General features: G+C 37.1%; 19 protein-coding genes. All 19 read left to right on the top strand.

Translation table 11 applies throughout. The features are described from left to right. Positions 1-302, top strand: a 302-nt coding sequence (locus E4T68_RS09320) for a hypothetical protein (RefSeq protein ID WP_167753844.1), incomplete at its 5' end; no start/stop codon positions are given. 110 nt (positions 303-412) lie between these two features. Further along, on the top strand, positions 413-1,192 hold the full coding sequence (locus E4T68_RS06180; RefSeq protein WP_135125171.1) for a hypothetical protein: 780 nt from the start codon (positions 413-415) through the stop codon (positions 1,190-1,192). Between the two features lie 144 nt (positions 1,193-1,336). Continuing rightward, positions 1,337-1,606, top strand: a complete 270-nt coding sequence (locus tag E4T68_RS06175) for a hypothetical protein (RefSeq protein ID WP_245175687.1) — start codon at positions 1,337-1,339, stop codon at positions 1,604-1,606. Between the two features lie 41 nt (positions 1,607-1,647). Beyond that, complete coding sequence (locus E4T68_RS06170) at positions 1,648-3,912, top strand: SpaA isopeptide-forming pilin-related protein (RefSeq protein ID WP_135125166.1); 2,265 nt, start codon at positions 1,648-1,650, stop codon at positions 3,910-3,912. A gap of 83 nt (positions 3,913-3,995) precedes the next feature. After that, entirely contained in the window at positions 3,996-4,226 is a 231-nt protein-coding gene (locus E4T68_RS06165) for a hypothetical protein (protein WP_135125163.1), read from the top strand. Positions 4,227-4,532: 306 nt separating this feature from the next. Then, entirely contained in the window at positions 4,533-4,856 is a 324-nt protein-coding gene (locus tag E4T68_RS06160; protein ID WP_135125161.1) for a DUF961 family protein, read from the top strand. A 14-nt stretch (positions 4,857-4,870) separates the two neighbouring features. After that, positions 4,871-5,431, top strand: a complete 561-nt coding sequence (locus E4T68_RS06155) for a DUF961 family protein (protein WP_135125158.1) — start codon at positions 4,871-4,873, stop codon at positions 5,429-5,431. Between the two features lie 17 nt (positions 5,432-5,448). Then, positions 5,449-5,706 carry a hypothetical protein gene (locus E4T68_RS06150; protein WP_135125155.1) on the top strand — a complete coding sequence of 86 codons (258 nt, stop codon included), beginning with the start codon at positions 5,449-5,451 and terminating at the stop codon, positions 5,704-5,706. Next, positions 5,703-7,061 (top strand): FtsK/SpoIIIE domain-containing protein, encoded by a 1,359-nt coding sequence (locus E4T68_RS06145; protein ID WP_135125153.1) that lies wholly within the window; start codon positions 5,703-5,705, stop codon positions 7,059-7,061. Before E4T68_RS06150 ends, E4T68_RS06145 begins: the two co-directional genes overlap by 4 nt. Positions 7,062-7,244: 183 nt before the next feature. Next, on the top strand, positions 7,245-8,414 hold the full coding sequence (locus tag E4T68_RS06140) for a replication initiation factor domain-containing protein (protein ID WP_167753843.1): 1,170 nt from the start codon (positions 7,245-7,247) through the stop codon (positions 8,412-8,414). A 10-nt stretch (positions 8,415-8,424) separates the two neighbouring features. Next, a complete protein-coding gene (locus tag E4T68_RS06135; protein ID WP_135125148.1) occupies positions 8,425-9,411 on the top strand; it encodes a conjugal transfer protein in 987 nt (328 codons plus the stop codon). A gap of 18 nt (positions 9,412-9,429) precedes the next feature. Further along, positions 9,430-9,651: a TcpD family membrane protein gene (locus E4T68_RS06130; protein ID WP_135125145.1), complete on the top strand. Its 222-nt coding sequence runs from the start codon at positions 9,430-9,432 to the stop codon at positions 9,649-9,651. After that, positions 9,652-10,059, top strand: coding sequence for a TcpE family conjugal transfer membrane protein (locus E4T68_RS06125; protein ID WP_135125142.1), 408 nt, complete (start codon positions 9,652-9,654; stop codon positions 10,057-10,059). Further along, complete coding sequence (locus tag E4T68_RS06120; RefSeq protein ID WP_135125140.1) at positions 10,034-12,523, top strand: ATP-binding protein; 2,490 nt, start codon at positions 10,034-10,036, stop codon at positions 12,521-12,523. Before E4T68_RS06125 ends, E4T68_RS06120 begins: the two co-directional genes overlap by 26 nt. 11 nt (positions 12,524-12,534) lie before the next feature. Further along, positions 12,535-14,064: a hypothetical protein gene (locus E4T68_RS06115; RefSeq protein ID WP_135125138.1), complete on the top strand. Its 1,530-nt coding sequence runs from the start codon at positions 12,535-12,537 to the stop codon at positions 14,062-14,064. Then, the gene (locus tag E4T68_RS06110) at positions 14,061-15,092 is read left to right on the top strand and encodes a lysozyme family protein (protein ID WP_135125136.1); all 1,032 of its coding nucleotides are present in this window, start codon (positions 14,061-14,063) and stop codon (positions 15,090-15,092) included. The genes E4T68_RS06115 and E4T68_RS06110 overlap by 4 nt, the downstream gene beginning before the upstream one ends. 68 nt (positions 15,093-15,160) lie before the next feature. Further along, the gene (locus E4T68_RS06105; RefSeq protein WP_135125134.1) at positions 15,161-15,556 is read left to right on the top strand and encodes a hypothetical protein; all 396 of its coding nucleotides are present in this window, start codon (positions 15,161-15,163) and stop codon (positions 15,554-15,556) included. 92 nt (positions 15,557-15,648) lie between these two features. Beyond that, a complete protein-coding gene (locus E4T68_RS06100) occupies positions 15,649-16,572 on the top strand; it encodes an IS30 family transposase (RefSeq protein ID WP_135125131.1) in 924 nt (307 codons plus the stop codon). A gap of 226 nt (positions 16,573-16,798) precedes the next feature. Next, positions 16,799-19,226, top strand: a 2,428-nt coding sequence (locus E4T68_RS06095) for an SdrD B-like domain-containing protein (protein WP_135125130.1), incomplete at its 3' end; no start/stop codon positions are given.

The raw sequence follows: 19,226 nt of genomic DNA, 5'->3' as shown, positions 1-19,226 counted from the left end.
AGACGCAAGATGATATTATTACAGAATTAGGTCGAATTTACGCTAAAGAATACCCTACACTACTAGAAAATAAGGATAGGCAAGGCTTTTATTTATATACTAAACTCAAGAATGCAGGAGCAATTGTCCTTCTTTCTGGGGATAATGATGTGAACACACCCATTGAACTGGTTATCTTTTATGTTGATGAGCTAGGGGCTGAGCGTCACATTAGTGTCACAAGTAAAAGTGATGAACAGATATTAGCGTGGCTTACTGTCTTTAGGGAGGTGAACGACTGGAAAGAACCAGATGGACCTTAAATAACCATACAATAAATGGTGTAATATAAGGCAAATCAAGTGTAAAAAGGCTTGTTTATTAGATTTTAAAGCGATATAATAAAAACAAAAAAAGTAAAGGAGTCGTTGAGATGAATGTTGAAAAAGTAAAAGAGTGGGTTAATCAATATAAGGTACATATTGGGAGTGGTATTGCCGTTGCGTTGTTATTTAGTGGAGTGGTTGTATTTGGATTGAGTGGGAAAAAACAAGAAATTGTGAAAGTAGAAAGTACTACAACCAAAGCGACAACACAGTTAAGCGTACAATCTCAAATGACAAAATCATCTCGTGAGATTGCTCAAGAGAGTAAGGTAGAAAGTATGCTTGCCGTAGAAGTGAGTGCAGATACAAATGTTGCTGAAATTGAAAAAGAAATAGATGCTATAGAAAATCAACAAGACAAGGTAAAACTACAAGAAAAACTTGCTGAGGTAAAAGAGCAAGTGAAGAAAAAACAACAAGAACACCAAGCAACACAACTTGCACAAGCGACTACACAAGCAAAAGAGAACCACAATTCAGCACCACGTCAAGATGAAACTAGCCAACCAGTTGTACAATCCAAACCGACATACACTCAACGTTCAACACAAACTCCTACTCCAGTTCAAACACAGGCAGTCGTACAAACCACGCAAGCACCCGTAACAACAACGGTACAAACAACCCAAAAACCAGTAGAAACAACGCAAGCGACAACGCAGAAGCATCGTATAGGTTCTCTAGGCAATAGTGGCATGGAATTTGCGACTATGGAAGAAGCTGAAAAATGGGCAGAAAGTAAACGAAGAGAAATGAAAAAAGGGTACTGGATAGATGTTGTTGTTTATTCAGACGGTACAGTGACTTATACAATAGATTGGCATTAAGATAAAAAAAGTCCTATTACTAGGGCTTTTTATTTTGCTTAGGGAAAATAAAATACGAAAAGGAGAGGGTAAAAAATGAAAATAAATGAAATTCCAAAAAATGCATACGTCATAAAAAACGGTAACGTATTACCTATCGAAGATTTGCGTGAACAATGGGAGGACATAGACGTTTGCGAGCGTTATGGGTGGTATATCGCAGAAAAAGAACGATTGAGAGTCAATGCCGAAGATGTCATTGCTAAAATTATATACGATATGGATTGTGACGGATACGAAGATATGGAAGCGATACTTTGGGATCAGATTGCACAAGACGATATAGATAGAGTGCAAAATGTATTAGATAGCATTTTTGATATTGAGTCAGCAGATGTGTATTACCAAACCAATAAAAAAATCGATGTGATATAAATTAACAAACAAAAGAAATGACAAAAAGGAAGTGCAAAAACGTGATTAAAAAAGTAAAAACATTAGCGTTAATATTAGGTGTTCTGTTCGGAACACTAACCGGAATAATATTTCAAAAAAGTCCAAAGGTTGTCTTTGCAGACAGTGCAACACTACAAAAAATAGAATCCAGTGTGCAACCTTATTTCGAGTTTAGGCATCCACAGGCAACACAAAACACATGGTATAAAGGGGCAGTAATTTTAACAATAAACGGTGAAGTGGTTATCTGTTTAGACCCAACCACGTACGCTCATGAAGTTGGATATACGGGGAAAGAATTTGATGATGTTGAGGAATTAGCGTCATCAAGTGGGCGTCGATATTCTATTGATGGAGAGTTACGACGAAAAATTGCATTAGTTTACTATTACGGGTATTTTGTGCAACAATCTCATCTCAATGTACATCTGACGAATGCAGTTGTATATGAGTTGTTGGGGTGGTCTATTCAAGAAGCACGTGACGGTGTCACAATGGAACAATACCAAGCGTTTAAGGCTGATGTAATGGATAAAGTGAATACCCATAAACAAACAACCTCTTGGAATGGACAATCCTTTACGGTTAAAGTCGGCGAGAGTATCACGTTGACAGATGAGTATAATGTGGTTCAAAATCTTGTTATCCCTAATGAAATTAATGGGTTTACAACTACTTTAAATGGAAATCAATTGACAGTAACAGCTACTGAACATGCTGAAAATGGAGAATTATACTTTGAGCAACCTATTAATACTGGAATTCATGGACCGTCAATTATTTATCGTGCTGACGGTAGCCAAACTGTTGCGAAATTACGTATTAAAGACCCACAAAGTGCAACTATCACCCTTGATGTTGTCAAAAATGGACACGTTAAAGTGATTAAAACAGATGCGTCTAGTGGTCATGTATTGGACGGTGTAGAGTTTGGTATGTTTGATGATACGGATACCTTAATAACTAAAGGGGTGACGAATGATAAAGGAGAATTCGTATTTACTATTGAGGATACAACCAAACCTTTCTATATCAAAGAAACTCAAGCAAAACAAGGGTATTTCTTAAATGAGCAACGTTTTGATGTGACTGTAACTCCAGGTCAAACACAAACAATTGAGGTGACCAATGAGCCAATCCCCACAATTGTGACAGAAGCGACTACACTTAGTGGGGGAAAAATAGGCGATGTGTTTGACACACATAGAGAAGTGGCAACAATGACTAATCTTGTCGTTGGACAAGCGTATACCGTGTATGCGACGCAATATGATACAACAGGGAAAGCATACGCTCGCCAAGAACGTGAGTTTGTGGCAAAAGAGACAACACACACAGAAACATTTGAATTTTCTGTGCCTAAAGGCTATATAGGGGATTTAGTGTACGGAGAGGAATTGTATCGTAAAGATGAACAAGTTGCCGTACATTTTGATTTAGCCAATAAAAAGCAAACCATAACGGTCACAGAGCCACGAGTGACAACAGAAGCAACATCAGAAACAGGTGGCAAAGTGGTGTACACACATGAACACATTAAAGAAATTGCTGATTTTGACCAACTTGTCATCGGTCAAGAGTATGAGGTTGTTGCCAACATGTTTACGGGTGGTGGACAATTATTAGGCACACAAAAACGTACATTTATCGCAATAGATACCACACATCAAGAAGTCTTTTACTTTGATGTTCCTCTTGGACATTATGGCGATACAGTATTCGGAGAAGAATTATACCATAAAGGCGAACGAGTGGCTGTCCATTTTGATTTAGCCAATAAAAAGCAAACAGTTAAAGTATTAGAGCCAAAAATCAACACGTTTGCCAAAATTGGTGGCACAAAAGACATGACCGTAGGTGAACATAAGGAACTTGTAGACACATTAACGTATACAGACTTTAAACATGGGAAAGTCCTAGTAAGGACATGGGTGGTTAAATACGGTACTGATGAGGTTGTTGGCGAACAAGTCGAACAACTCTTGGAACTAGACGGCAACGGAGAAGTGAGCGTAAGACTAGACAAGATTGATACAAGTAAGTTACCTGCAGGCAAGTATACCATTATGGAACAAGTATTTGAAGTCATTGAACACAATGGAACAGTGGAAAAAGGACACCTTATCAGTGAACATGTAGACAATACAGATGAGAATCAATCCTTTACGGTTAGACAACCGGTATTGTTGTATACAGGAAGTGAGGATAGTGTGCTGTTTACGTTGATTGGTTTTGTTTCTGTTTTAGGTGGAGCATGGATACTACACCAAAAACAAAACGCATAAACACTAACATAGTGAGAGAGTTAGAGGAATGTGCTAACTCTTTTTAGTTTACATAAAAAATAGTATAAAGGAGTGCATTAAACATGCCACGTTATGAAATTGAGATTGAATACCATAAACATGGAGAGAAAACATACAGTATGACACATCATGGAGATTATATTCTCGAAAATGGGACGTATGAAGAATTGTGTTGGCACATGAGGAGAATCATAAATGACTGTATTGAAGAAGGCATGATGAATCAAGCAGAAGCCTATGATATGCTCGGAGATATTCCGATGTTTAATGAGTTTATGGAGAGCATGACATGACACTCTTTATGTATAGAGGAGTCTAAAAAGGACGATTTTTCGCGTTACACTGGTTTTGCGACAACACGCTAACCTACGAAAACGTCTTGGCTTGAGTTGTCGGCGACAACGCACCAACGCGAAAAAAGGGGAAAGTCAACGGTAGCGGACTGTAAGGAGCATAAGGAGTTGAGTTTGTCCTAGTCCAAACACACGCCTAGAACATGGCACTATCTGCTTGGCTGAGGCTGGAGGCTAAAGGGGTTCAAGGGGACTAGTCCCCTTGAGAAGATATTAATTCAAAATAGAAAAAAGGAGTAAAAAGATATGGCATTAAATGTAGTAAGTATTGAAAATGAATTAGGTATACTAAGATATTTTGGACAATATGTGGAATTAACAGAGAGGGTTCAAGGGAAACGTGAACCAGTAGTTGTTGGCATTCGCTATAAATTAATCTCGTATAGTGGTCTAGGTAAAGATATTATTATCAACACAAAGCATGTGACGCCTATTGATTTGCCTATGAATACAGTAGTAGAGGTGGTTAATCCAGTTGTTCATGTTGGGTTTCAACGGATTGGCGATAATGTTGTGCCTAATGCCGTGATTTATGCTGATGATATTAAAAAAAGTCATAAAGTGAAATAAGAAAGGGGTAAAGTATGGAAAATACAGTTAAAACACCGTTAGATAAATTTAATCGACTAAGACAAGAACGAGAAACTATCGAAAAATCAAAAGGAACGATGAGACAAACACATGAATTAATTGACGTGAGACAGTTGTCGAGAGAACAAGAGAGAATAATGGCAGGAACGTTTATTGATTTTGAAAATTATAAAATCAATTACCATAAAACATTTGGAAAATTGGTCTTTTTGGGGTTTAATTCGTACCGTAATTATCCACAAACGCATGAGCTAGCTGGAGAAGTCAAAGACTATCGTTATCAGATTATTGATGAAGTAAGTGGGGTTGATTTTATTGTTAATGTGTCACTTGAGAAGCAAAGTGACCTATTGACAATTGACATTGGGCAAGAAGTTGAATTAATTAACCCAAAATTAGAACCCTTTGCGATTTTAGATGTGAATAGTAATCGAGTGAATACAGGGTTTAGCGTGACGGTTGATAATGTTATCCCTATTTCTCAAAAAGCAAAACAAGAGAACACTCAAGTTAAACAAGAGAATACTCAAGTCAAACAAGACAATAAAGCATAAAAAAGGAGAATGAATACATGAATATTTTAGGACAATTAAAGAAAGTGGCATCAGAATTATCAGAAGTATTAACGAGTTACCGATTTGACGAGGCATATGCGTTGGCAGGACAATTAAATGCTTTGCTTAAATCAGAGGAAGCTATGAAGTTGGCACGCTATGAAGTTGAAGTGTTCCAAGAATGTTTGCGAGGATATTATAGCGCAAATGAGCAACGAAACGCTGCTCAAAAGCGTATGGTTGCGATTGGTCATCATTTGGGAGATGTGAAATGATAGGTAAGCATTATAAACATAGAGGCACACGTATCCATTTAGGTGAGCGATTTAATCTGTTGTATTTGTGTATGCTCTATTTTATGCCGTTTATTGTCCTGTCGGGGTATTTAGGGTATGTTTTGATTTATCAAACAGGAGCGTATAGTGATATCATGCATGGGAACTGGCAAGATAGTCGATTGATTATCTTGCTTATTCCGTTTGTTGTGGCATGCCTTTTTTTTATGTATTTACGTAGTGAACGGTCGTTTCTGTTTACGATGTTACGGCACTGTAAAAATAGGCAAATGATTGCCAAAAGGATATATCATGACAACATGTACATCACCCAAAAAAGTAAAGATATATTGACTGGTAAGGATACGGAGCGTATTATTCAATACCCAAAAATATATTATAAAGTGGATGGGTCATTTATTCGTGTATCTGTTCAAACCGATTTTGCCAAATGGCAGTCACACATGCCAAAATTTATGGAAGAATTAGCCATTGCCTTATATGCAGACACGTACGAGTATGTGAGTGAAGAGGGCTATATGACCTATAAGATGTTGTATGCTCCGGAAAAATCGAGAATTCTAGTGACAGATATTATGCCGACCACACAACGTATCCAATTAACTAAAAATCTGTATTGGCGCTATGCCTCTATTCCACATTGTTTAGTGGTTGGGGGAACAGGTTCAGGGAAAACCTTTATGATATTATCTTTGTTATACTCATTTTTGAAAATTGGGGCAGATGTGGTTATTCTTGACCCTAAGAAAACCGACCTATCTTATTTAAAAACGATACCGTCTTTAGAAAATCTTGTGTCCTGTAAAACAGAGGATATATTGGTAAGTATTAAATTATTTTATGCAGCCATGTTAGACAGGCAAGAGGAATTTGACCGATTAGCGAATAAACAAACAGGATTGATTTATTCAGATGTAGGGCTTAACCCTGTTATTTTAGTTTTTGATGAATATTCTGCCTTTATTGGTTCACTTGACTACAAAGAACGAACAAGTGTGGATAAATGGTTAAATCAGATTATTTTGTTAGGGCGACAATTAGGTTTTTTTGTCATTTTGGGCATGCAACGCCCAGATGGGCAAGATTTAGATACGAAATTACGTGACCAGTTCGGTTTGAGGATTGCTTTAGGGGGAATGAGTGCGACAGGATACACGATGATGTTTGGAGAAACAGATAAGACGTTTATGTCCAAGTTGGTTAAAGGATTTGGGTATGCCTCTATTGGCACATTTGACGTGAGGGAGTTTTACTCGCCTTTAGTCCCTGAAGGGTTTAACTTTGTTGAGGAGATAGGCAAACTCTATCATGAACGGCAAAAAGTCGGCAGGTAGGGCTGGCAGGGTGAGTAGGGTCTGTGGTGGAGAAAACCACCACAGACAACTGACCCCCGTACACTAAGTAGGGGGGTCAGACCTAAGAAAACCGTGTCAGGAATATAGGGAAAACGTTGTTATATCAAGGATAATTTTAGTTGACACGTCTTAAAATAAATGTCAACAAGATGTGGAGGTAACATGTTAAGTGAATTTAGGAGAGAATACGGATTATCGCTCAGTCAACTGGCAAAAGAATTAGGTGTAACACGGCAGTATGTTCATCATATTGAAACTGGACATCGACAAATGACTGATGACATATTGAACAGATTGACTTTACTACAAAAACAGTATCAACAACGGTATGAACTTGATGTGATGATAGACTGGCTACATATTCAGTTTAATATCACTGATGTAAAGTATATTATTCAAAACGTGTTGCACATGAACCCAGAATTTTTTAAAAAGTCGGAAACGAACCGTTACAATTATGGGTTTAAGTATGAACTAGATAAATTGATTATCTTGCAGTGCAAAGAAGAACGAATAGATATGGGGTGTTTGTTAAGTTTAAGTGGACAAGGATGTCGATTACTTGAACGGTATTTAGTGGAACGTGATGTGACATGGTTTGAGTTTTTACGGCATGCCTTGAATAAAGGAGGAAAAGTCACACGGATTGATTTGGCTTTAGATGATTATGCAGAATACTTTAAGTTATCAGAAGTCATTGATAAAATCGAAAGACGTGAATTTTCAACACGTTTCAGACGGATTGAGCCGAAATATTCTTTAGAATATCAAGAAGATTGTGAGATGTTCGAAAAAGTAGGGGTTACGGTGTATTTTGGGAGTCGTTCATCTCAATTAAGAGTATGTATGTACCAAAAAAATTATGAATTAGCCCGAAAGTTTAGGCAACCTGTGTCAGATTTTAGGATTAAGAACCGATATGAGTTACGCTTTATGGACGATATGGCTCAAGGCATAGTGCTACAATTGCTTAAACAACATGACTTGTCCGAGGTCACGTTAGGGGTGTTATTCAGTCGCTTACAATTTTTTGAAAAAGATAAACACACGATGTGGAAACCTTGGGAGAAATTGATGAATGGTGTGAAAAAAATCGAGTTAAAGATTGAGCCATCTGCGACAAGTTATGATAGGCAATTAAGGTATTTTCAGAATAGTTATGTGCGAAGTTTAAAAACACTCCTTGAAGTAGATAAGGCAAATAGGTGGACGATTGTTCGAGATACACTTTTAGGAAACACCTTAACCAAAAAATATGAAGATATTATTGCTGTTATGACGCAAGATGTGTTGGCGTGTGAGGAAGATGAGGATGACATGAGATGTGTGTAGGCGATACGGCATGAAAGGAGTAGGTATGTGGGGAAAAAAACATAAAAAATCTAAAGAACGGAGCAAGAAAGTCATTGATTATGTGTTAGCCAAGCGTGTTGTTCGAGGGGTGAGTGTTGGATTTGTGCTTGTATTTGTGGGTGTGTTTATTCGCATGCTTGTGATCACGCAACAGGTCTTGCATCTTCAACAAGACATCAAGACATTGACAGAACAACAACAGGCTGTTGAGAAAGTGTCTGATATAGATCACAGAGCATTACAGTTTTTTATGTCAGATTTTTTGGATATTTATGTGAACGTTCCAAAAGATAGTGAAGCCATTAAAACAAGAGAACAACAACTTAAACCCTTTTATGCTGTAGGGGTTAATCAATCGCCACTCACACATGCGACAAGGGAAAAAAAGAATTATAGTTTTGTGGGACTGAAACGGGAAAAAGAGCGTTATGTGGCGATTTTTTGGGTGCATTATGTGGTAAGTGAACCCGTTGAAAAAGAAAAGACGGAACAGGATAAGGTTATCAAAACAGTGGAATTAAAACAAACAGAAGTGAGTAATTATGTGGCGATTCCATTTGTGTATGAGTATGATAAGTTTGTGATTGTTTCAGAACCTTACCCGACATCAAGACCAGAGTATACATTGAGTGGTCATGTGGTACAAACGCTGAAATTATCTGATAGTGATAGAGTGGATACGCAAGAGGTCAAAGGGGTTCATGCTTTTTTAGAACAATTTTTCAAAAAATTTGTTGTGGGCAATCGTGACGAGTTAAAGTATATGATGAGTGAGCCGTTTGGTTTAGACGGACGATTGACGTTTTTTAAAATTGAAAAACTTGATGTGTATACACATGGACAAGGCGAGCTACAGGCATTGGTTAAAGTTGGGTTTAAAGATATGGGTGGCTTTGTGTTCCAGACACATTTTTCCGTGGTGTTAACGCACCAAGACGGGAAATATGTGATACGTGATATACAGTATATTAATTAAGGAAAAGGAGAAAAATAAATGAATACACAAGGATTGTGGAGTTGGCTTTCAGAGAATTTAAAATGGGGTGTTGTTATTGCACTTGCCGTGTTGATTACCCTGTCAATAAAAGAAAAACGCTATGGGCGATTTATTGGGATTTTGGCTTTAGGGGCTTTTGCGTTTGCCTTTTTAAGTTATCCCAGAGAGTTTCTTGACATGTTATCTTTACCATTTAAAATTTTATTTGGGGTGAGCTAAATGGAATTTAATTATGCAAGGGCATTGAAAGTGCCGTATTTAATTCAAAAAATTTATAAAGATGTTTCGTTTACGAAACCCAAACGTTTGGTCGCTTTTGGTGTTTTTGGGGTGTGTGCATTAGTGAGTGCCACACTCTTTTCGTTTGTGATTTCACTGTTAGGGGGCATGAGTATGGCGTATGTGTTGGTTTATGTGGGCATACCGTTCCTCTTAACCAAACTGTTGTTAGATGTCAAAAAAGACGGTCGAGCCTTAGGGGCATACCTGTATCACCTTATCTGTTTTCAGTGTACATTTGGGTTTCGTCATGGCAAGCGAACCATTACCCATAGGCTAGTTGATGTAGAACAGGTTATTGTATTTAAGAAAGGAGAACCAGATGAAAAAGAAACCTTATCCGATTAAAGCCATTTATGGTAACCTTGTGTTAACGGAAGATGACAAGGTGTGTGCGTATTATAAAGTATCTTCTGAGTTTATCTCTACGATTGATACGCTTGCTAGACAAACGCTTAATCAGAAAAACAAGCACGTCATTGATAGGTTACTTCATTATGGTGCAATAGACATTCGGTTGTTGCCAAGAGATATGACGCTTGAAGAAAGATTCCAACATGTTGTTAACCTAATGCCACATCACACCCAAGATATTGTAGATACCTATTGTCAAAGGGTGCTAGACATGGTTCATCAGGAAATGGGGCGTGCGTATGTGTATGAGTGGTATATTGGATTGCCCTTAACCCCTCTTTTAGTCAAAGAGACAGGGGCTAAACAGGTGGGCAGAGAATGGATAAAAAGCATTAGTGCGTTTTTTGGGTATACGATTAAACAAGAGAATTGGCACGAGGCTTATGAGGAATTGGAACACCAAGCCTATAGCGATTTATCTGAGTTGAATGTGTCTCGTTTATCTCAAGAGGAGATGTATTATTTAACGAGAATGAATTTTATTCGGAATATGCCACATACAATTGAAGATGAACGTGTGCATGAACATATTGCTCAAGTGTGTGAGGGAGTATTGGATTTTTCAACGTTAGGGCAAGTGCATTTAGGGAATTGTAACGGAGAAAGTTATGTTGCGTTCTTGCCTTTGGCGAGTACGGACGATATTTTGACAGGGAATGATTTATCAGAATTAGTGACACGCTTTGATTTTCCAGTGGAATTATATTATCAAGTGTTTCATGAAGCAGTCAATGGGGTATTTGGGGGCATTAAACGAAAAGCAGAACATTCAAAAGACCGATTAAACAATATTGTGAGTGAAAATTACGAAAAGAACGGCGAGATTTCGAGGGAAAAAGTCAAGACTGGCGATATTATTGATGATGTGTTGAATAGAGTGGAAGCTGAGAGTGATTCTTTTGTAAGCTGGACAGCCACTGTAGCCGTTTATGGACGAACAGAAGATGAGTTATCCAAACGTATTCAAGAGGTCATCGGATATATGAATAAACAACACCTTTATTTTGTGCGAGGATTGATTGACCAGTACGGTTTGTTTATGAAAGGCTTTTTAGGACATCTTAAAAAGCAAGGGGTACTTTGGTATCATGTGTCTACTGTGAAAGGATTTTGTGAACATGCTTTATTTTCCAATAATCGTATAGGCATGCGAACAGGGTTTTATATTGGACGAGTAGATACGAATGTGGGGGCACCAGAAAGTTTAGAAAAAGCGATTTATTCGTCACATAATCTTGTATTATTTAACCCAACTATCGTCAATAAGGGAGTCAAGGGGGCTAAAACGGACAGTCCACATATTGTGGTGACTGGAGAAACCGGGAAAGGCAAATCATTCCTTATTAATTTGATTCATTTTTATTTGTCTTTTTTCACTAAATCAGTGTACATTGATGTGAAAAATGAAAAGAAATACCGTTATTTAGAGGTCATCAACAATCCGACTATCCAACAAAACTATCCGTATCTTGTGCAACATCTTCGTGAGAATTTTACATTTGTGACGTTAGACGCTGATGATGTCACGTATCATGGTGTGTTAGACCCTATTTTATGTCTTGAGGGAGCAGAAGCAAAAGGCATGGCTGAAACGATTTTTTATACATTATATCCGTTCAAAGAACGTGATATTCAACAAGTGTATCTCTCACAATATTTAAATGAGGTGATTAAAGAACGTGAAAAAGGGAAAAAAGTAGGCTTAATGAATGTTGTGGAACGTTTAATGGCTTGTGAGGATAAAGTGGTGCATGCATGTGGACTAACCATTTTTGAAAAAGTAAAGCATAGTATACTCATGTTAGTATTTGGCAATGAGCAGAGTCAGCCGTTGAGTGTGGACACAAAAAATACAATTCTAGGCTTGAAACGTTTAGATTTACCAGATATAAATACCCCAAAAAGTGATTATACGCCAAGTCAAGACTACAGCATGTTGGTGATGTATGCCTTAGGGTATTTTTCTAAAGTATTTGGGTCTAATCCTGAAGATTTTACGGTAACGTATGTTGATGAAGCGTGGGTTTATTTTTCAACGGCTATTGGGCAAGCCATTATGCGTGAGATGAAACGCATAGGACGGAGTTTCAACAACGCATTGATATTAGGCACTCAATCGGTTAAAGATTTTTCAGAAGATGACAAGGGAAATTTTGGCACGTTTTTTGCCTTTGATGAACCAAGCGAGCGTGAGGAGATTTTGAAGTACCTTAGGCTTCCAGTGACGGAACAGCATAAAACCTATCTTAGTCAGTTTATTAAAGGACAGTGTTTGTATTTAGACCACTTTGGACGGTGTCAAAAGATAAGTATACATTGTCCATTTGAGGAAGTAGCAGAATTGTTTAAGACAGTTGATAAGACAGAGTTATCAGAATTAGAACAGCAATTTGTGTAGGGGGTGTACACATGAGAGCAACGTACATGTTAGAAAGTTTTGTGGTACACATGAATAGAGATTCCATGTGGGGAAGAGCAGATAAGATTATTGAAAATATGACGTTATGGGTATGTAACCTCTTTTTTGGGTTGACCAAGTTGTTGTATCAAGCCATGGATTTTTTATTGTCTTTGATTCGTCAAATTGATATTGTGTCTATTGGTTCTCCCATTGCTTTTTCTGTGGCGACAGGGTTATATCATAGACTATTTGAAACGTTTGTTATCCCGATTGTGTTTATAGGGGGAATGTATTATTTTTTTCAGTATTTAGTGGTATCTGTCAAATCTGCCAATCGTTTTGCCTTGGTTTTTTTGAGTGTGTTAGCTTTAAATATTGGGTTTTATCATAAAGGAGCAGAACTCCTCACAAATGTACAAACCGTTGTGCATGCCATTGAAACTGAAATTGTCAAAGGTGTTGTGTCGCCATTACATGCTCAAAGAGAAGATAATCAAGATAAAGACAGTATTGAGATTTTACGTGATTTTATGTTTGAGCATTTGATTATGGATAGTTTTATGACGGTTAATTTTGGATTGCCTACTTATGATGAAAAGGCAGAAAAATATCTTATTCCAGTAGGCACAGAAAATGTCAAAAAAGCGATTGAAGAAAAAGAATTATTAGCCGATAAAGAAAAAGAAGTATTTTTTCAATCGTATAAGGGCATAGATAAAGTATTTATTTCCTTGATTAGTGTTTTTAAAGCCATTATTGTAGGGGGTATTATTGTCCTTATTCTGATGATGAGAGTGATTGTACAATTAATCTTAGTGCTGATGATTTTTTGTTTGCCAGTGCTGTCTATTGTGTCATTTATTCCTCGGTTTAATGCCGTACTGTTTAAATATATCTCTCAAATGCTTATGGTCTGTTCAGTCAGTCCACTAGCCACATTATTGGCATTGATTATCTTTTATGTATTCAATGTATTAGACCAAGCCGTACTTGCGTTTGGTTCTGGACGAACATTTGACGCTAGTGTGTTGTTTGTGGCAACGTTTGTCAAATATGTGTTTGTGGTGTTATGTTGGAAAAATAAAACCAAACTGTTTAGCTTATTGACAACTGGGAATTTCTCTGCCTCAGTTGCCCCTCGTACGCATGCCAACATACATAGATATAGCGACAATAACCCCTATAATGATGAGTTTTTAAACCATATCGTACGTGAGATGAAAGGAAATAATCGTGATAAAGCTACCACCACAAGAGAAGAAAGTGGTGAGAATAAGATGTTTGACGGCATGCATAGAGATAGGTATTCTGTCACTGTCTATCGTGATGAACGCCAAGAGAATAAGCATGTGTATCATACCAATAAAGAAACGTATCATGAGGATAAGCGTGTCTATCAAGACAATAGTGTACAGGCGAAAAATAATTCGTTGCGTCAACGTTTTATGCGTCAAAAAAATTATCGTCAGTACATCAATAAGGTAGGACATACGGATTTTGAAGAAGAACTGAGAAAATTAAGAGAGAGTAAACGATGATGAAAAGAGGGATAGGGTGTTTGGGGTGTTTGCCATTTTGTGTATTCTGTGTGGTCATGTTATTAGTAGGGGCTGGACAAGGCTTTACAGGCATACAGGTAAAAAGCAATACCTTATCACCTAAAGTGCTGATGTATCAAGACACACTGACACATTATGCCAAAGAACAGGGGATAGGTGAGTATGTGCCGTATTTGTTGGCGATTATGGAAGTAGAAAGTAAGGGCGAGGGGGTAGATCCTATGCAATCCAGTGAGAGCATTGACGGAAAGATAGGCAATATCACTACTCCTGATGATAGTATTAAGCAAGGGGTTATCCATTTTAAAACCATGTTAGACAAAGCAAAAGGATACCAAACAGATATATGGACGGTTGTTCAAGCATACAACTATGGTGGAGGGTTCATTGATTATGTGGGTAATCGTCCGTGGTCGTTTGAGTTAGCTGAGCAGTTTAGTCATGCCCAATCAAATGGGAAAAAGGTAGACTATGTGAATGCGATAAGCACACAAAAAGGGTATGCGTATCGGTATGATTATGGCAATATGTTTTATGTGTTGCTTGTTCAACCCTATTTGACTCGTCATTCGCTACAAACACATACAGGATTGAGTTTGCCATTAGACAATCCGACAGTAACGAGTTATTTTGGTGAACACAGAGAGTTAACGTTACAAGACGGCAGAAGATATGAGAGTGTGCATCGTGGTATTGACATGGTCAACGGGCAAGAGCGTGCTCCAATCAAAGTGGCAGCACAGGGAAAAGTGGTGTATAGTGGGTATCGTGACGATACAGGCTTAACGGTTATTGTGGAGCATGGGACTCTTTACACGTATTATTTCCACTTATCTGTGATTATGGTTACTCAAGATGAACAGGTTGAGCAAGGACAACACATTGGTGTCATTGGCTCAAGTGGGTATTCAACAGGTACACATCTTCACTTTGGAGTGTCACAAACGTTATGGGCAGATTATGTTGACCCTATGCCACTATTACAAGAGTTAACAGACAAGAGATAAACAACAAGGCTATCGTGGGAGATAGCCTTTTTATAATGAAGTAATGAAAAGAAAGAGGTAAGCTATTTATGGACGATAATGTAACAAAGCAATTAACGTATGAGGATAAATACCGAATTGAATGTTTATTGCGAGAAGGGAAGAATTATGAAGAAATTGCAAGAACAGTAGGTATCAGTACATACAAAGTACAATCAGAAGTGAGTAAATATAGTGTAGCAGGCGTGTATGACGCAAGAGTGGCTACGGCATTATATTATAAACAATCCAGAGAAGAATTTATGGAAAGTTCATGTCTTGATGAATGGGATTTTTACATCATTAGTGGGTTATACCATTCGGGTTTATCAACTTATGCGATTGTACAACGCTTTTCAGAATTAAAACACTCTGAGTTAACCATACGTAAAGTGCAAACGGCTATTAAACGAGGATTATTTTGTGTAGAGTGGGCAAAAATATAAGATAACAAGTATTTGAATTATAATTTTGTTGTCTTTATAATTGTAGTATACCAATACATAGACAATGTATAAAAGGGGGTATAGTATATGGGGTGAAAAAGCATATCACGTATGAGGAACGTTTAAGTATAGATATGTTTTTAAATAAAGGAAAAACGATACGTGACATAGCTGAATTGATGAAAAGACCTTATTTCACCATTTGGCATGAAATCAAGAGAAATAGTGTTGAGGGTGTGTATGAGGCAAGAACAGCCCATGCCAAAGCAACAGAACGTCGGAAAAAAGCCAAAACACCGTTAAAACTAACACCTGAAATAAAAACATTCATCGAAGAAAAGATGATGAAATCATGGAGTTTTGAAGAAATATCTGGATACATGTTAAAACAAAAGATGGACAATAGGGTGTGCATGAAAACAATGTATCGTTGGCATAAGAAGAAACTGTTATTAAATGGGGAAAAAATATATCTACGCAGAAAAGGAAAAGTTTATAAAAAAGCGAGTTTGTTTCGTTGGCAACGTGGAAAAACGATTCACGATAGACCTAAAGTTGTTCAGCGTAGAGAACGAATAGGAGATTGGGAAGTGGATACGGTGTTGTCCTCAAGAGTCTCTAAGCGTTGTATAGTAACGGCAGTAGATAGGAAAAGCCGATACCTACTGGCTACACTAGTAGAAGATAGAACGTCTGAACAAGTGAAACATGGGTTATGTCGATTGCTTTGTAAGGAGAGATGTTTAACCATTACGAGTGATAACGGTGTGGAATTTGCGAAGTTTGAAGATGTAGAAAAAACATTACAGATTGATTTCTATTTTGCAGATAGCTTTAAGAGTTGGCAACGTGGAACTAATGAATATGCGAATGGGTTGCTTAGAGAATTTTTCCCTAAGAAAATGTCATTTGAACACATTACGGAAGAACAACTCCAAGAAGCAGTGTATTTGATTAACCATAGACCATGTAAACTATTTGGCTATAAGAGTCGATTTGAGGTGTATAACGAATAGAGAATCCCGAGAAATCCATAAAAAATAAAGAGGGCTTTATTTCGCTTATTTTTTAAAAGTGATAAATGAAGTCACGATGTTTTATGGACTTTTTTTCATTTTTCGCCCCAAAAAGAGAAAATCTCCAAAAAAAAGAGGGTGAAAATGATGAAAAAGTATATGAAAACAAAAAAGAAAATAAAAAGATAAAAAAAGTGAAAAAAAAATTAATATTGTGCTTGACAATTTGCGAGACTATATTTCTAGTATAGTCAGTGAACGCGATTTTTCAACCACTGTTAAAGAACAAAGAGAGATTACAGCAAATGATGTCTATCTTTCTAGTTATAGATTTGTGTCGTATACAGAGTTAAGTTCAGAAGATATACAAAAACTGTCATCTAATACGTTGTATGGTATTGTCACAGATAATCAAGGAAATACCATATTAGAGGAAGTTATTGCACAAAATGTCCCACTAGTCCGTTCAGAAACTGACGGAAACGGTGGTACGTATACACCAGTAGCTAGTAAAAAGTATACAGGATTCAAATTGATTTTTAATGACACCATTACTTCAGATGAGTTTAAAAACATACATATTGCATTTGATTATTCAACAGTACCTTCAAAACAAATGGTAGCAGAGAAACTACGAGAAGTTGAAAATCTTTATCCAGATAATGTGCAAAAAAGTGTTGAGTTATGGAATAAAGCAGGAATGTATGTAACGACTGATGAAAATGGGGCTTCAGCTACTATTTCAAAAGCATATCAGATGAGCGTTGTACCAGTTAAATTTGATATGTACGGCAATAGTGGGACGGCAACACTTTTTTCTGGAAATGAGCTATTCAATGAATCTTACTTCACTCTGAGCAATCTCTTAGTTGATCGTACCACGCTTACAGGTCAATATATCATGTTAGTACCAGAGGGTCTTGAGCCTATATCTATAGAAACAACAGAGGACACTTTTAAAATTGCTAATAAACCAAGTGAAGTTATTCCAAATTATCAAGGAACAGGACAAACTGCTTATATTTTTGATTATCATCTATCTGAAGGTAATAAATATAGTTCCACTTCTTATACAATATATACTAAATTAAAAGCGACTTTGTCTATGCAACCAGGTAAATACGCAATGGGAGTTGCGTTAACGTGGGATCAATCAGAGGTTGTACAGGGAGGATACCCTTCTACTGATACATTCGATTTAAATAGAAATGGATCAATAACAGACAAAATCCATTTTATTTCTCGAGATATTATTTACAATACTCCAGAAGAATTAGTCGTTACAAAATCAGTTAAAGCAAGTGAAGAGAGCAATTATCACTTGGATACGAAAGTAGATAAAGATTCAGATATTAGTTATCGTTTACAGTTGTTTAACCGTTCAAGAAGTAAAATAGAAAGAAATGTGTCTTTAATTGAAGTTTTACCACGCATTGGAGATAGAAGAATTGTTGAAAATGAAACTGGAGAATACGTAAACCGTGGCTCACAGTTTGATGTTTTCTTAAAAGAAGCTATTCCGAATGTGGAAGGATACACTGTTTATTACTCAACAGATGCACCGGTAGCTAACCTTTCAGAAAATTTATCAGCTAACTGGAAAACAGCAGATCAAATTAGTGATTTCAGTTCAGTTAGAATGATTAAACTACAGATGAATGACGGAGTGGAATTAGCTCCAAATACATTTAAAGAGTTTTATGTTTCAGCACGTGTAGGAGATAATGCTGAAGTTGGTCAAATTGCCTATAATTCTGTCGGGTTAATTAAAAACAATTCACCAGTTGGTGCAATAGAATCTGTATCTTCATCAGTTCAAGTTGTCGATTATACAGTTTCTGGTAAAGTGTATGCTGACATAGCAAAAGATGGTGTTTATCAAGATCAAGATAGTCCGCTAGCTAATCGTACAGTTAAATTATATAAAGTGGAAAATGGAGTGGAAACACTTGTAGACACGAAAACAACAGATGCTTCAGGAGATTATGCATTTAAAGTTAACTATCGTGGAGATTATAAAGTCACTGTTGAACCGGCAATAGAAGAACGCATTAATGATAAAGCTGTCAAAAGTAATGTACTTATCGTTGGAAATGATGTGAATGCAAAAGGGCAAAAAGACTTTACATTATCACTAAATCATCCAAATGAAGTGATTAATGTTGCCATTTATAGTGAAGAAATAGCAAAAATAGGTGGGAAAGTTGAAGCAAAATTTGTATCTGAATTTGGTAGAGAAATAAAAGCTTCGGAGATAGTAGTTAGAGATCAAGAGGTCGGAACAGATTATAATGCCTTGGATAAAGGTGTACGAATGTTTGAAGAACGTGGATACATCTACTATCTGAAAAAAACTCCAGAAAACGTACAAGGAAAAGTAACAAAAGAAGATCAAACTGTGACATTCGTGTATGCACAAGGTGGAAGATATATACCAGAGGTACCGGGAATGTATTTCCCAGATGTGCCATATGACAAGACACCAGAAGAGCCAAGTGATAACCCAGCGTTACCATACGTACCAGGGTACACACCAAAAGATAAAGATGGCAATCCATTGAAACCAGTGGACCCAGAGGACAAAACAAAAGGTTATGTGCCACCAAGCATTGTGAACCCACAAGACCCAACAGAAAATACACGAGTACCTTATG

The sequence above is a fragment of the Granulicatella sp. WM01 genome (genome assembly GCF_004570605.1).
In the GTDB taxonomy this organism is placed as follows: Bacteria; Bacillota; Bacilli; order Lactobacillales; family Aerococcaceae; genus WM01.
The sequence above is the reverse complement of the archived record's forward strand: the minus strand, read 5'-3'. Positions and strand labels throughout refer to the sequence as shown.